At 58.7% G+C, this 12,878-nt stretch carries 17 protein-coding genes; 8 read left to right on the top strand and 9 right to left on the bottom strand.

Annotation, left to right across the window (positions count from 1 at the left end):
• Positions 1 to 235: hypothetical protein (locus tag ACLHV8_RS27020; RefSeq protein WP_410392160.1), on the top strand; the 235-nt coding region annotated here is incomplete at its 5' end.
• A gap of 645 nt (positions 236 to 880) precedes the next feature.
• On the opposite strand, the gene ACLHV8_RS27015 is transcribed toward ACLHV8_RS27020, so the two are convergent.
• From ACLHV8_RS27015 to ACLHV8_RS27000, 4 genes are all read right to left on the bottom strand, one after another.
• Positions 881 to 1,348, bottom strand: a complete 468-nt coding sequence (locus tag ACLHV8_RS27015) for a helix-turn-helix domain-containing protein (protein WP_070559148.1) — start codon at positions 1,346 to 1,348, stop codon at positions 881 to 883.
• Between the two features lie 198 nt (positions 1,349 to 1,546).
• On the bottom strand, positions 1,547 to 1,792 hold the full coding sequence (locus tag ACLHV8_RS27010) for a hypothetical protein (RefSeq protein ID WP_070558916.1): 246 nt from the start codon (positions 1,790 to 1,792) through the stop codon (positions 1,547 to 1,549).
• A 118-nt stretch (positions 1,793 to 1,910) separates the two neighbouring features.
• The gene (locus ACLHV8_RS27005) at positions 1,911 to 2,096 is read right to left on the bottom strand and encodes a hypothetical protein (protein ID WP_119879885.1); all 186 of its coding nucleotides are present in this window, start codon (positions 2,094 to 2,096) and stop codon (positions 1,911 to 1,913) included.
• 110 nt (positions 2,097 to 2,206) lie between these two features.
• A complete protein-coding gene (locus ACLHV8_RS27000; RefSeq protein WP_181654175.1) occupies positions 2,207 to 2,794 on the bottom strand; it encodes a recombinase family protein in 588 nt (195 codons plus the stop codon).
• Between the two features lie 259 nt (positions 2,795 to 3,053).
• Here ACLHV8_RS27000 and ACLHV8_RS26995 point away from each other — a divergent pair, with 259 nt between their 5' ends.
• From ACLHV8_RS26995 to ACLHV8_RS26985, 3 genes are read left to right on the top strand one after another with little or no spacing between them, the layout of a single operon-like run.
• On the top strand, positions 3,054 to 3,710 hold the full coding sequence (locus tag ACLHV8_RS26995; RefSeq protein ID WP_119879883.1) for a hypothetical protein: 657 nt from the start codon (positions 3,054 to 3,056) through the stop codon (positions 3,708 to 3,710).
• The gene (locus tag ACLHV8_RS26990) at positions 3,711 to 4,094 is read left to right on the top strand and encodes a hypothetical protein (RefSeq protein WP_070559064.1); all 384 of its coding nucleotides are present in this window, start codon (positions 3,711 to 3,713) and stop codon (positions 4,092 to 4,094) included.
• Complete coding sequence (locus ACLHV8_RS26985) at positions 4,082 to 4,456, top strand: hypothetical protein (protein ID WP_137470439.1); 375 nt, start codon at positions 4,082 to 4,084, stop codon at positions 4,454 to 4,456. Before ACLHV8_RS26990 ends, ACLHV8_RS26985 begins: the two co-directional genes overlap by 13 nt.
• A gap of 157 nt (positions 4,457 to 4,613) precedes the next feature.
• Here ACLHV8_RS26985 and ACLHV8_RS26980 read toward each other — a convergent pair whose 3' ends face one another.
• Complete coding sequence (locus ACLHV8_RS26980) at positions 4,614 to 5,255, bottom strand: ProQ/FINO family protein (protein ID WP_070559060.1); 642 nt, start codon at positions 5,253 to 5,255, stop codon at positions 4,614 to 4,616.
• Positions 5,252 to 6,541 (bottom strand): hypothetical protein, encoded by a 1,290-nt coding sequence (locus ACLHV8_RS26975; RefSeq protein ID WP_157698538.1) that lies wholly within the window; start codon positions 6,539 to 6,541, stop codon positions 5,252 to 5,254. The genes ACLHV8_RS26980 and ACLHV8_RS26975 overlap by 4 nt, the downstream gene beginning before the upstream one ends.
• A 355-nt stretch (positions 6,542 to 6,896) precedes the next feature.
• On the opposite strand from ACLHV8_RS26975, the gene ACLHV8_RS26970 reads away from it, so the two are divergent.
• The 3 genes from ACLHV8_RS26970 to ACLHV8_RS26960 all read left to right on the top strand — a co-directional run bounded on the left by ACLHV8_RS26970 (position 6,897) and on the right by ACLHV8_RS26960 (position 8,957).
• The gene (locus ACLHV8_RS26970) at positions 6,897 to 7,106 is read left to right on the top strand and encodes a hypothetical protein (protein ID WP_088765954.1); all 210 of its coding nucleotides are present in this window, start codon (positions 6,897 to 6,899) and stop codon (positions 7,104 to 7,106) included.
• Positions 7,093 to 8,274, top strand: coding sequence for a hypothetical protein (locus ACLHV8_RS26965; RefSeq protein ID WP_088765953.1), 1,182 nt, complete (start codon positions 7,093 to 7,095; stop codon positions 8,272 to 8,274). Before ACLHV8_RS26970 ends, ACLHV8_RS26965 begins: the two co-directional genes overlap by 14 nt.
• 224 nt (positions 8,275 to 8,498) lie before the next feature.
• The gene (locus tag ACLHV8_RS26960; RefSeq protein ID WP_088765952.1) at positions 8,499 to 8,957 is read left to right on the top strand and encodes a hypothetical protein; all 459 of its coding nucleotides are present in this window, start codon (positions 8,499 to 8,501) and stop codon (positions 8,955 to 8,957) included.
• Positions 8,958 to 9,211: 254 nt separating this feature from the next.
• On the opposite strand, the gene ACLHV8_RS26955 is transcribed toward ACLHV8_RS26960, so the two are convergent.
• The 3 genes from ACLHV8_RS26955 to ACLHV8_RS26945 form a co-directional block, all read right to left on the bottom strand.
• Complete coding sequence (locus ACLHV8_RS26955) at positions 9,212 to 9,796, bottom strand: hypothetical protein (protein WP_061351424.1); 585 nt, start codon at positions 9,794 to 9,796, stop codon at positions 9,212 to 9,214.
• Positions 9,797 to 10,242: 446 nt separating this feature from the next.
• Positions 10,243 to 10,734 carry a hypothetical protein gene (locus tag ACLHV8_RS26950; protein WP_061351425.1) on the bottom strand — a complete coding sequence of 164 codons (492 nt, stop codon included), beginning with the start codon at positions 10,732 to 10,734 and terminating at the stop codon, positions 10,243 to 10,245.
• A 64-nt stretch (positions 10,735 to 10,798) separates the two neighbouring features.
• On the bottom strand, positions 10,799 to 11,290 hold the full coding sequence (locus ACLHV8_RS26945) for a hypothetical protein (RefSeq protein WP_070558888.1): 492 nt from the start codon (positions 11,288 to 11,290) through the stop codon (positions 10,799 to 10,801).
• A 527-nt stretch (positions 11,291 to 11,817) separates the two neighbouring features.
• Between ACLHV8_RS26945 and ACLHV8_RS26940 the strand changes: the two genes are divergently transcribed.
• Positions 11,818 to 12,878, top strand: a 1,061-nt coding sequence (locus ACLHV8_RS26940; RefSeq protein WP_410392159.1) for a VapE domain-containing protein, incomplete at its 3' end; no start/stop codon positions are given.

The following is a 12,878-nucleotide window of genomic DNA, read 5'->3' as shown; positions in this document are numbered from 1 at the left end:
GGAAGACGAGATCGCCGAGCTGCTCAAGCTGGACGTTGACGACTGCGACCCGACTGCTTTCGTGCCGACGAAGGCCTTGTTCTCTCAGGTAGGGCTCATGATTGGCCATACCAGCAACAAGCAGCATCAGCGCATGGCGGCTATCATGTCCCGATTGGGCTATGAGGTTGGCAGGAAGCGCATAAACGGTGCGTTAGTTCGTGGCTACTTCCGTCGAACGCAAGCTGTCGTGTAAGGGTTACTTTTCCGTAAGAGGGGAGCTATATGCTCCCCTTTTTTATTGTTCCACCCGGGTGGATCACGGGTGGATCATCACGCCGTTTTTGTACCACCTGTTCCACCCGGGTGTTCCACCCGTTCCACCCGTGTTCCGCCCGTGGATGGAACAGCTAAGGCCTCGTGTTTAAAGGCTTTCATTGTTGTGTTCCACCCGTTCCACCCTATTTTCTAATTAAAAACAAAAAATGAATAAATTGGGTAAATAGGGGGTAAATGCTCACTAATTGAACAATTAGTTGTTTTTTTTACTATTTATGAATCTATGCCGGATCGGGTGGAACGGGTGGATCATCTTGGAATCGACGCGCCGCAGCTGCACCCTGCCGGATGCACTTTGCTTGTCTTATTAGATCGGTGGATGGGTTCGTCGTGCCGGGATGGTCGGTGGTAGTGGTTCTGAGGGGGATCGGAGGTTTGGGTGGCGCTGAGGGCACGAGGCTTTCGCCTCGCGCTGGGTGGTCGTCTGTTGGTTCTGCGTGAGGGCTTGCCCTCGCGCACGCGAGCGGTAACAACTCGTTAACGTGCGGATCCGCGTATTTCGCGGGCTCCCGGGTTTTCTGCGGCGGTAAAGCGGCGGTAAAAGGCGGTTTTCCCGCCGTTTTCAGCTCTGTTGGCGATTCATGCCCTCGCGCATGATGTCGGCCTCGGTGCCTGGCTTGATCTCGTAGATGACGCGCTCGCGTTCCTGCGTCTTGAGTAGGGATGTCATAAGGCCGCTGATCGCTTTGACCATGGTGGCGTCCTTCTCCAGCATGGCCTGTAGCGAAGCTGTGCGGAGGGCTTGCAGGTCGGTGGCGTGGCGCTGTAGCAGCTCAAACTGGCGCTGTACAAAGTGGTTTTTTAGGCGTCGGATCGCTGCCTGTGGGGTGGCCTCGACGGCTCGCTGTGCGCGTTCGCGCATCTCCTCGATGCTGAGGACGTTGCTGGGTGCGTCGGTGCGGGCTTTCGCCCAATCTCTGACGGTGCGGGGTGGGATCCCCATGGTGCGTGCGACGGTGGCTGCGGTTGCGCCGTCCTGCTCCAGTAGTCTGAGCGCCTGGGCTTTCTGCTCGGTGGTGTATTTCTTCATGGTGTCCTGCTCCGGTTGGTTTCTCTCCTGTATTGAAACGTCACGCGCTGAAAATGGCGGGGGTTTTTGGGGGGTACACGGCGTTTGTGCGTGCGTGGTCGTGCGGTTGGGTATTTTTGTGGCTGAGGCGCTTAGAATGGCTCTGGTGCGTTCTGGGTAAGGGAGGAGGCGCAGCAGTCGCTGCGCTCCTAGCTGGGGTTAGCGCCAGCGTTCGAGGCGGTACCTGACGGTGATCCCGTCCTCCGTCATGGTATGGATGTACTCCTGGTTTGCCACGGTGCGGTCGATGGCCTTGGTGCGGTGCTTTTTGTACGTTTTCATCCTGGTTTCTTCGGAGAAGTTCTCGCCGGTAACCATCTCGTCCCATGACTCATATGACTTTGCTCCGGGAACCATGATTACCTTCCATCTCTGGAACCTACGGGGAATGTTTTCAAATGCCATCGTTCTCTCCTTATGATTCTGGTTTCTGGGGGCGCTCCCGCGCCCCTGTAAGTGGTTCGTAATGGCGTAAGGCTTTTGTTATTGCTTGCTGCTTACACCTGTAAGGCTTTCGTTATGGTCATGCTTCCCAGGCGTAAAGGCTGATGATGCTGACTGTCTGGTACCGACCGGCGCTGTCGCGGAGGGTGGTCTGGTACTGGCCTTTGCGGTTGGCGGCGCAATGGCGGGGCTTGCCGAACTGGCGGATCTCGCCGTGTTCAATGCTCAGGCCGGGATAGCGCGGTGTTGCTGCTTGGTTTATCATGGTTCTGTTCCTTGTTGGGAATGGTGCCCGGGTCTGCTCCTCATGCGTTCCCCGGGCTGGGTTGCGGCGGTGTGGAATGGTTGGAGCCACCTACACCGCTGCGCTCTCTCTTACTCCGGCGCTACCGCGTCGACCTTCTCAAGGTGGCGGTAAATCGCGCTCCTGCTCAGATTTAACTGCTTGGCTATGGTGGCTATTGGTACCCCCATGGCGCGGCGCATGACTATCTCCCCCGCTTCTTTCGCGCCGATCTTGGTCGGGCGTCCGAACTTCTGGCCACGGCTCTTTGCGGCCTCGATCCCTGCCGCCTGGCGTTCCAGTATGAGCTTGCGCTCCATCTGCGCGAAACTCGCCATGATGCCGAGGACGGCCTGTCCGACGGCGCTGCTCAAATCGACACCCTCGCGGATGCTGACCAGGGTTACTTTTCGTTTCTCCAGCTCCTCGACCAGTTCGAGGGCGTCCCGGGCGTTCCTGCCGATGCGGTCGATCGCGTAGATGACCAGCGTGTCGCCCTCCTGCAGGATCTGGTTCAGGAGGATGCCGAGGGCTGGACGCTCGCGTGGTGGTACCGTCCCGCTGATCCCGTCGTCGGCGAGGATGGAGGCTGTTGGGAACCGGGCGATGATGGCGTCGCGCTGGCTGTTGCTGGTTTGTTCGTCGGTTGATACGCGAACGTAACCGTATGTTTTGCTCACTTTTTTCTCTCCTCTGACCGATACGTCTCTTTCGACACAACATGCCACAACTGTACCGAAAGTCTATCGCTAAAGTGTCTATTTCGTCGCTTTGTCGGGTGTCCCGGAATGTAGGGGATTAGCGACGGCCTCCAGGCGGCTCTCCGCGCTGGGCGAGAGCCCTGCGCCCTCTGCGTTGATGTCTGCGCGGTGTCGTGACGGCATGCTGTCTGAGCGGCGTTTGCTGCCGCTTTGCTGATAACTTGCTGAGAACCAAACCATGACCGAAATCAAAACCGAATGCCCGGACGCGACCTGGCTGCGTACCACGCTTGCTGAAATGGCGAGTGACCATTTTCCCGTTTATGACCTTCCTTGCCTGTCGGTGGATCCTAACTCCTCCGCTCAACTTACCGCGCTTGACGATCGCCGGGTGGCGCGTGAAATGCGTCAGGCAGCAGCCGACGTGGAAACGCGACGCATTGACGCCGCTCGCGTGGTGGAAGGGCTCAGGACGGAAGCTGAACGCCTGCGCGGGCTGATTGCCGACGGCAAGACGGCGCTGCGTGCTGGCGAGACTGTGAGCCCCGATGCGGGCGTCGCTGCGTTCCTGCTGCCGGATATCGAGGCCGAGCTGGTTGCCGCCGAGGCTGCTGAGGCTGATGTGGCCCGGGAGCGTGACGCGCTGCTGCAGGATGCTGACCGCCGTGATGCGGCGGCTGCGATCGGCCTGTTCAACCTGGCGCACGCCGTGCGCGTACAGCGTATTGAGCAGCTGCTGAAGCTGGCGATGGATGAGGCGACGCTGCTTGCCGAGTCCGACGCGGGGCGCAGTTTGTACCGTACTGTTATCAATCCTGATCGCCGCCTGAACCAGCTGTTCTCCACGCAGGGTGCGATCGAAATTCTGCGCCGCAATCGCGGCATGGAGGCGTAAATGTCTGCATTTTCGATGCTGTGTGACCGGCTTCGCCATGAGGCGACGCTGGCAAAATCTACCGGGGCCGGCGACGCGCTGGCGCAGGTGCTGGAGACGGGCGGTGCTGCGCAGACGTTCGCGCCGATCGGGGCTCCGGTTGCCTCTCCTACGGAGTCGGTTCACCGGGCGCGTGCTCAGTCCATCCAGGATGCGGCGTTCCTGACTGAGATGAAACAGGCGGGCGTGGCTCCTGCCGATCTGGTGATGCTTGACGGCGTGCTGGCCTCCTCTCGCGGACTCCCTGATGCGTCGCGTGCTCCGGCGTTCGCTGCGGTGCGTGCTCAGGTGCAGCAACAGGCGTCTCTCTCCCCTGCTGCCCGGGGTATCAATTGGGACGAGTAAAGCCGATGCCGCGCCACCTGCAGGGTAAGACGCGGATGCCGCTGGCAGGTGGTTGTTACTCTGCTGGCCACCGTCTTGCGCTGATCTCGTTGCTGCCTGTTCTGGAGGCTCGTCCTGGTGACAGGGATGATGGTGAACGATCGAAGCTGGCGCTGTATCAGGAATCGCTGATCAAGGCCGGGCAACCGCACGCGTTCGCGTTACATGAGCCGTCGCTGTATCGCTGGGGGGCGTATCTGAAGAGCCGCCGCGCCCGGTATTTACAGGAGACAGACGCAGGTGTTGCTGCGGCCTCAGACGCGCTTGATCGGCATGCTTTCGGGCGTGCTATTGGTGCGGTCCTGGGGGCTGATGATGAGTGAGTTTGCCGTCTCGCGTCTGGTCATCCCTGAGGTGGTGATCCCTGACGGGGTTGTTGCTGCGCGAAAGGCCAGGGGGATCGCGCAACGTGTCGCAGCTGCTCGCCGTGCTGCTGAACGTCGTGCTGCGCCTACATGGTGCTGGGTGAGACGGGGCGCGTTATGCGCCCTTTTTTTCGCCCTTCGCCTGGCGTGCCTTGCGCCGGAATGCCTTGATCTCTGTCAGGCGGGCTTTGGCGTTTTCGGCCTCCTCCGGGGTTGCTGGTTCGGTGGGGTTGCCGTCCAGGTCGTAGCGCATGCACTGGTCGATGAGGCTCTGCTGGTACGAGCTCGTACCCGTGACAATGCCCAGGATGCGACGGACGGCTTTGCGGTCTGCCTCTGGCGGCATGTTCAGCTCTGCGCCTCGGGTCAGGATCTGCTCGATGATGCCCTTTGCCATGGGGCGACGGTCAACTCCCCGGGTCAGCAAGTCAGGCCAGTGCTCTTTCAGGAATGCTTTGGTCACCCGGTTGGCCAGCGCCTTTTTGGACTTGTTGGCGATCGCGATGTCCTGCTGGCGGCGGTCGTTCTCCTCCTGTCTGCGGATCCCCTCGGCGACCTGTTCAGGCGTCTTTTTCGGCTTTGCCGCTGTGGGCTTCTGTGCGGGCTTCTGCGGGGCTTTCGCTTTTGGCTGTACCTTCGCCTTGCTGGTAGTCCGTTCGGCTGGCTGCGGCTCAGATTTCGCGGCCTTTTCCGGCGGGACGTAGACCGTGCGGTTGCGTCGCTTGATGGTCAGGATCGGACGGGTGGTTTCGGTCATAAATCTCTCTCTGGTCGGTTGGTCCGGATGTGGTCGGCAAGGGCGATCAGGGTGGCGGCGTCGCCGCGGTTCCGATCGATGCGCCGGATGATGTCGTTGATGTAGTCCCAGCGCCCGACGGCGGCAAGGACGGAAAGGGCGAGGCGGTTGAACCGGCTCTCTGGTACCCGGTCGAGGGTCAGGGGGATGCGCTTGCGGGGGCGTCCTGGACCGCGCCCTGTCCCTGGTCTTTTGAGCAGCTGCGGCTGCTCCCCCTGCGGCAAAATAACGGGGATCTTCGCCAGGCTGCGCGTCTCGTTCTGCGCGAACTCGGGCACCGCGATGTGCTCGTCTGTCCATGTCCTGCCTCCGGGCCTGGCTGATGCGCTGGAGTCGCAGGACGGGCAGGAGACGACGATCTCCCGTCGCGGCTTGCCCTTGACCGGTGCCTTGCTGATCACCAGGGGCGCGGCTTTGCAATCAGCGCAGACCGACGATGTCCAGACCGCGTTGTCTGGCAGGGTGGCGTTCCGGTACTGGTGCGCGGCGTCATGCGGTGTCTGGAAGCTGACCGTCTGAAACGTGGGGGCGACGCTGAGAGGTGCCGCCCATGGCTGGCACCTGGGACAAGCAAGCTCCACCTCTCCGGCGTGCCCGTCGCCACCGTTCCAGCGCAGGGGCTCGCGGTGTTCGGGGCAGTAGTACACGAAACCGTCGCGGCGTGTTTGCCCGACCGGGCCTGGTCGGCGATCGTGGAACCGTGCGCCCGGGTTGGCTCGCATGGCGCGGACGAGCGCCTCGCCCTGGTGGATGCCGTACCAGACCTGCCAGCCATCGCCGATGCCGATCAGGAACGGCGAGACGAACGGTGGGGTGCGGTTGACTCTCCCGCGTGCGTTGGCTCCGATGGTGGCTTCGCGTTCGCGGTTCCAGCAGGAGACGCACAGGCTCGAACCGGGCTTATTGGGGGCGATCAGGCGGTTGTCTTTCCGGCTGCAACGGGGGCAGAGCTTACGGGTGTCTGCCGGGGTGGTCAGTGGTGCGTCAGGGGGCTGTTCGGTACCGACCCAAAGCGCGAGGCCAGTGGGGCACCGGTGGCACTCGAGGTGGGGGTTTTCAATCGTGCGATCGAGGTGGCTCTGCTCATAAATCTGTCGGCATGCCTCGACCCGGAGGGAGCACCCGCCGGGGCAGGTGACGAACAAAACGCCGGGCATGATGTCGGGGAACCGCTCCGCAGCGCCTACGCACTTCAGTGCCTCGGTTGACGGCTGCGTCGCTTCTGTCGTGTCGTTATCGTCGTTCACTGCTCCCCCTGCGTCGAAATGGTCGCCAGACCTCGCCAGCACTGGCTGTGCGTCTTTTTTAGTATCTCACAAAAAACGCCACTTTGGCGTTAATTGTGTTAAGCTTGTCTTACTGATTCCTGACGAGCAGTTGGGAAACATGAAACCGGATCGCCCGGTGCCGCTTTCCCTCCTCCCCAACGAGGCGGGGTTGTAAACGAGGATGCGCGCTTCGTCCTTGGCAGGTGCGAGTAAGCGAGAAGGGCTGCTGTCCTGCCGCTATGCGGTAAGTCCTCAAGGGCGGCTTTATCGATAATCGTCACTCCCGCCCCCCGATGCCCGTTAAGCTGAGGGGGGCACCTATCTGGTACTCCCAATGAAAAAACGAATCTATACCGCTGACCTCGCTGCGCTGCTGAACGTGTCGCTGCGCACGCTCTCCCGCCTGAGTTCGCGGGGGATCGTTCCGACTCCGGCAGGGCGTTCCCTTCGTGGCGGGCATTACTGGCTGGCTGGGGATCCCGTGCTCAAACGCTTTATTGCCGACCAGCGTCGTCCCGGGAGGGCTCCTTATGGCGTTCGATAACTCTCACCTGACTGACGCTGGCCTGTTCTGGCGTGCCGTCTCTGCGGCTGGGGCTCCGGTTGACCGCGAGGACTGGCTGCGCCTCTGTTCTGGCATCGCATGCTGGGCATCTCTCTGCGGAGAGGACGGGCTTGCTGCTATCGAGGCCTGGTCTACCCGCCACAATCGCGGATCTGCGCATCACCGGTCGCAGTACCGGCACTTCCTGAAGCTGAAAGGCGTAACCAATCCCGAGGCCATGGCGCAAGTATTCCTGCGGTTCTCAGGCGAGGTGTACTGGCGGCTCGACTCAAATCGCACGCCGCCGTCGACTGAACAGGTTGCTGCTCTTGCTGAACGGAAACGCCGATCGATCGAGGCGGTGGCCAGACGCGAAGATGCCGACCGGCGCAAGGCCGATAAGGCTGCGGCTGATGCGGTCAGGATGCTGGCGAAAGGCGACGGTAATCCGGCCTATACCCCGTACTGGCGCAATAAGACCACAATCGCCAGGCGTGGTGGCGTCAGCCTCCCGCCCCTCCCCGCTGACCTTCGTGTGGGTGGCTTGTTCCGCTCGTTCGAACCGAGGGCGTACTGGTCGCGCTGTCTGCTTGTTCCTGCCTATCGCCTGACCGATGATCGCCAGCTGGTTGGCGACGCGCTGGAGGCCATCTGCGGCGTCTGCTCTGCTGGCGGCAAAACCGGCGACAAGTTCTCCCCTGCAGGTACCCAAAAGGCGGGACGGTTCTATCCGATGCCCGGCTTTATGGACGTGCTCGATACCTCACCACATGCGCCCTACTCGCCTCTGTTCGTCTGTGAGGGGTTCGCCACGGCGGTTGCCCTGCATCATCTGACGAAGGGCAAGGTGGCAGTCTGCGCGGCGTTCTCAATTGCCGGGTTCGGCAGCTGCGTGGCGTCGCTGCGCCGGTTCTGGCCAGATGTTGATGTGATGCTGGTACCGGATCACGGCGAAGCGTACCGCCTGGCGCATAAAGCGGCCTATGGCGATGAGCGAGAGCCGGTCCCGACAATTCCAGGCGCGGCGGTTGTGTCGTTCGACGGCCTCGATCGCTTCACGCCCCGGGATAACCTCGACTGGTTCGACGTGCTGGTTGAGGAAGGGGAAGATCGGGCTCGTGAGCTGCTGCGCTACGCGGTTCGTCATGCCCGGCTTGAGCGGCGTTGATTGGCGTGTCCGAATGGTGCGCCTTTCGGGACATCTTTTTTGCCGTCGTGGCGTCTGGTTTAGCGAACGACTTTCGAGACACTACCGATGCTTTTTTGATGAGACGGACTAAAGCGACGCACCGGCGCTGCCGTCGTGACGCTATCCTGCGATCGGTTTCTCACAGCAGCATAAAGCCCGGCCTCGTCTTGATGTCGGGTTTTTTTTAGCCCAAAGGAGGGCACATGAAATCAAAGACTGAACTACGCGAGGCCGCGACGGCTCGCTCTCTGGCGGTGATCGCCACTGAAATGTCGGAGTGGTCGCTCGATGGGTTCTCCCACCTCAAGCTGCCGAACTTCTCCGCTGGGGAACGCCAGCAGACGCTGTCCGGGTCGGTGGTGGTTGATCGCCCGCCGTTCGACTACGAGTGGGCTGGTACCGAGAAATTTAACACTCTGGCCACCCGTGCGCTGCAGGTGAAACTTCCGGCATCGCGTGAGCGTAACTACGCCTGGTTGTGCGGCGTTGAACGGGAGACGCTGGCGACGGCGCTCCTCGTGGAGCTGTTCTCCGTCACCGGCTGCGTGGCGTTCGCCGGGCTGGGTAAGGTTGCCGATCTGGCGTTCCTGACGCTGGACGAGAGCGAGGCGGGGCAGATCAGGGCGGCGATGCTGCAGTGGCTCGATGGGGCGGCGGCGTAGGGGCTCGATCCTCGATCAGCTGGAGTGGGAAGGGCGACTGATCGAGGAGGCCATGGCGACGGAACTGCGGGGCGACCCGGTGCGCTGCGACCACCTTGCTGCGGCGCGGTTATGGCTGGAGTGTGTTGACCGGGCGTCTGATGACAGGTGGCGGGCGTTCTGCCTCGCCAGCTATGAATGGTGCGTATTCGTCGCAGTAGAACTCTGACCGGCGGCGGCGTTGAGCCGTCGCTCCTCTGCGTGAAGCATCGATGTTAAGAGTTATTTAACTTCTTTATGATCGCTGCGCCAAGCTGCCGAGTATTCATTTCATTTCCATTGCTATTTAGCAATGATATTTTTAAATCATGCGCAACATCACGTAGAAATGGCTTCACAATAGTTACAGGCATGCCATTTCTTTGAACTGAAATACCGCCACTAAAAGTGCGACTGATTGTATAATCATTCCACTGCACACTTTCAGCCGCTCCTGGCAAGTCAGGAACCTCCTGGACAGTGAAAACCGCACGAACAATCCCTTTTTCCTTCCATCCACGCAAATACCCACTCCAAATATTTGCCCGAACTGATGATTCTTCTGAAATCGCACGAGCATTCCATACTCCAGTTTCACAGGAACCATCCCTTTTAAACATTTCGACTTTGGCCTGTTTTGATTTTAGTAACGCTTTTTTAAAATCCGCTTCACCTTCAGGATTAAAAAAAAGTTCAGGGCGTGTGTCATGATCGATTTCAACAACATCGATCAGACGGTTTATTACCTGTTCGGGAGTTTCAAATCCCTTTGCTTGTGCAGCAAGACGGCTATATGTAGCGTCAGATATCGTAATATCCATCAAAGTACCTCTATAGATCAAAAATTAATCATAAAATTAATCATAATTGATAAATTTAATGATTTCAAGATCTATAATTACCTGATATCGCAATATGGTTAACCGCCTCTAAAGAGCTATAAAAACCTGTAAACCCGCTCCTCGTGCCGCTTGGTTATAAACAAACCAGTTGAATCTACGTCAACAATAGCCTACTATTGTTGTACTGCAAGAGCATTCGCAGGGGGTATTAACCAGTAATTAACCCTTTGCGCTGGGCAGTCAGGAGGCTGGTCTCCTGTTGGGAAGTTATGTTGCGGCTTCCTAGTAATAACAGTGAATTTGATAGACAGCAGAAAACCGCCGATGCTGCTAGATCCGAAAGGAACCAATGAAGGGAAATATTTAGGCGTTATGGTTCATTCTCATTAAATTGAGGAGAATTGCTTAAATGGGCGTCCTTCCTATCACCCTCGCTGTATAGCTTTACATTTGGCCTCCGTTGCATGGTATGCAGTCACGGGGGCCAAATTATTTTCAGAGACATCAACTATCGCCATTGCGAAAAAGCCAGCCCCAGCAACGTTAATGCGACGAACAGCATTGAGCACAATAGTCTGCTCCGAGTAATCTCTGTTAACGTACACATTGCTCTGCACTGAGAATGCAGTTGCCAAAATCTCCGCACACTCTTGCCAACTTAGCTTATCCTTCGAGTTACGAGCAGATAGCACATGCCTAAACATTGCCCAAGTGATCGGTATTGCTGGTGATGCAGGTATGTCCCAGCCGTTTCTCTGACAAACAACTTTCATTTGATTGAACTGCTTCTTAGTCATCAGATAGGTAAAACAAGGCGTCTCCCAAACTTCCTGAGGGAGACCTTTATCATCCATTTCTTCAGCTTGCTGTGTAAAAGCATAGAAAGCGTCACGGATAGCATCATCACCGATAGCCACTTCTTTTCCTTGTAAAATTTTTATGTTCGAATTTTATCATATTTAGCTATGTCACTTAGGACTGCTAATTCAGTAGCCCACTTTCCCGCAACTTATGGCGATAGTCCCGGACACGGCTGGTGTTCCACTCCTGTCCCGTCGCTGTCCGGTGCCCTGCTGCGTTCAGTGCCGACGCGATGGCGGGCAGAGTCGCGTTCTCTGCGGTCATGCTGACAATGAGCTGGTCAGCCTCATCACTGACGGCCTGGAAGCGCGGATCGGCTCCCCGGGGGACTATCTGTCTTGCAGGTTGTTGTGCGCTTTGTGGTGCTGTTTGTTGTGCGGTTTGTCGTGCAGGTTTACCGCCGACGGACAGCGCCCTGACTTCAGCCCTCAGCGCTTCGATGGCAGCTAAAAGTTTGGTGTCCATCCCTTCCGGCTTCGTGCCAAGTCCGGCGTTCAGCGCCTCTATGACAGCATCCGTGCGGGTTGCTCCGGTTCGTGCTGCGTTCTGCTCGATGCGTTCGATCAGGCTAACGGGTAGGCGAACGGTCAGGGTTTTGGTTTTCTCTCTCATGGCTGCTGCTCTCCACGTCGTGCGTTTTGTCGTGCTGTTTGTCTTGCGTAGTGTAATGCGTTTTGTCGTGCGCGTCGAATTCGACGTCGTGCAGTTGTCGTGCACAGAGGGGCGACGGCTTTGCGTCGCCGGGGTGCCGTTTGTGTACATGGATAAATAGCAGAGGCGGCGCAGAGATTGAGCTGGGCGTGATCACGACAGCGCGATAAGTGCGCGGCGCTAAGTGGCGTGGAGGGTTGGGATCGGGTAAGCTGATCTGGCGTCTGCGGATCCGGTTGGGGATCTTCGGGCACAAAAAAAGGCGACCTGTTGGGTGGTCACCTTTTTCTGCCGGGGGAGCTGGTAACTCCTCCGATTAATTCGAGTCACGTCTTAGCGGGACGTTCTCGAAGGAAGAATAGCACTTGCGCAGCGTACTCCTCAAACTCAAAGAGAAGTGTACCACGTCGATAAGATCGCGCAAGTGTGAATTTCCCTCGTAAGCCCCCGCCTGACGCCGACTCCTACGTTTTTAAAGGAGTAATTGCGTGTCACAAATTGATGAAAATTCCGGCACTGCTGCCGACAACGTAACGCCGATCGCCGCTGCCAAGGTGGGACGCCCGTCTCTACAAAAAAAATACCCGACTACCGCGTTTCCCGTGGAGCTGGAGATCAACTACCGGAAGGGGCGCTACTCGTCCTCTCTTGAGAACGTTGTCGCCGCTATGCGCTGCCATTCCGTCACCGGCATCCAGCTCGCTTTCGATGAGTTCTTTGCGGAGGAGGGGGCGTTCGTGAACGGGCAATGGTACCCGCTGTCCGACAACCTAGTTACCGAGCTGCGTCTGCGCCTCGCTGCTGCCGACTTCGAGAAGGTGACCAAGGACAATGCCCGCGACGCCATGTTCTACGTCTGCGATGAGAACAAATTCGACAGCGCCCAGCGTTGGCTGACGGCTCAGGAATGGGACGGCAAACCTCGCGTCAGTTACTTCTTCGAGCGGTGCTTCAAATGCCAAGGGGATCCCGAGTACCTGGCGGCGGTCAGCCTCTACACCTGGACGGCGCTTGCCGGGCGCGTAATGAATCCCGGAATCAAGGCCGACATGGTTCCGCTGCTGTACGGGCGACAGGGTGCCCGCAAATCGACGGGCGTTCGCCTTATGTCGCCATTCCCTGACTCCTACTCCAGCTTCAACCTGAACGACAAGGACGACTCCCTAGTGCGCCGTATGCGTGGGTGCCTGATTGGCGAGCTGGAGGAGCTGCGCGGCCTCCACGGGCGCGACTCCGAATCGGTGAAAGCGTTCTTCTCCGCTGCCCACGACGAGTGGGTGCCGAAATTTAAAGAGTTCAAGGTGCGAAACCCGCGCCGCGTGGTGTTCATCGGTACCACGAACAACAAGCAGATCCTCAATGACTCGACGGGGAACCGCCGCTATTTGCCCATGAATTCCGGGGACGTGGACTGCGCGGCCATCGAGAAAAACCGCTCGCAGCTGTGGGCTGAGGCGCTCCACCTGTTCAATGAGAATGGGGTGATGTGGGAGGCCGCTGAAACGCTGGCGCGTAAGGTGCATGACGAGTTCCGCGTCGAGGATCCGTG

This window comes from Enterobacter sp. CPE_E863, from assembly GCF_046521465.1.
In the GTDB taxonomy this organism is placed as follows: domain Bacteria; phylum Pseudomonadota; class Gammaproteobacteria; order Enterobacterales; family Enterobacteriaceae; genus Enterobacter; species Enterobacter adelaidei.
Note: the sequence above shows the minus strand (reverse complement) of the source record. Positions and strands in the feature narration are given on the sequence as shown.

What these genes read in the sequence shown, in the direction of transcription:
- ACLHV8_RS26960 (WP_088765952.1), top strand. Translation starts at nt 8,499, where the DNA reads ATGAAATCAAAGACTGAACTACGCGAGGCCGCGACGGCTCGCTCTCTG.
- ACLHV8_RS26990 (WP_070559064.1), top strand. Translation starts at nt 3,711, where the DNA reads ATGTCTGCATTTTCGATGCTGTGTGACCGGCTTCGCCATGAGGCGACG.
- ACLHV8_RS27010 (WP_070558916.1), bottom strand. Translation starts at nt 1,792, where the DNA reads ATGGCATTTGAAAACATTCCCCGTAGGTTCCAGAGATGGAAGGTAATC.
- ACLHV8_RS26970 (WP_088765954.1), top strand. Translation starts at nt 6,897, where the DNA reads ATGAAAAAACGAATCTATACCGCTGACCTCGCTGCGCTGCTGAACGTG.
- ACLHV8_RS26965 (WP_088765953.1), top strand. Translation starts at nt 7,093, where the DNA reads ATGGCGTTCGATAACTCTCACCTGACTGACGCTGGCCTGTTCTGGCGT.
- ACLHV8_RS26980 (WP_070559060.1), bottom strand. Translation starts at nt 5,255, where the DNA reads ATGACCGAAACCACCCGTCCGATCCTGACCATCAAGCGACGCAACCGC.
- ACLHV8_RS27015 (WP_070559148.1), bottom strand. Translation starts at nt 1,348, where the DNA reads ATGAAGAAATACACCACCGAGCAGAAAGCCCAGGCGCTCAGACTACTG.
- ACLHV8_RS26955 (WP_061351424.1), bottom strand. Translation starts at nt 9,796, where the DNA reads ATGGATATTACGATATCTGACGCTACATATAGCCGTCTTGCTGCACAA.
- ACLHV8_RS26995 (WP_119879883.1), top strand. Translation starts at nt 3,054, where the DNA reads ATGACCGAAATCAAAACCGAATGCCCGGACGCGACCTGGCTGCGTACC.
- ACLHV8_RS26945 (WP_070558888.1), bottom strand. Translation starts at nt 11,290, where the DNA reads ATGAGAGAGAAAACCAAAACCCTGACCGTTCGCCTACCCGTTAGCCTG.
- ACLHV8_RS27005 (WP_119879885.1), bottom strand. Translation starts at nt 2,096, where the DNA reads ATGATAAACCAAGCAGCAACACCGCGCTATCCCGGCCTGAGCATTGAA.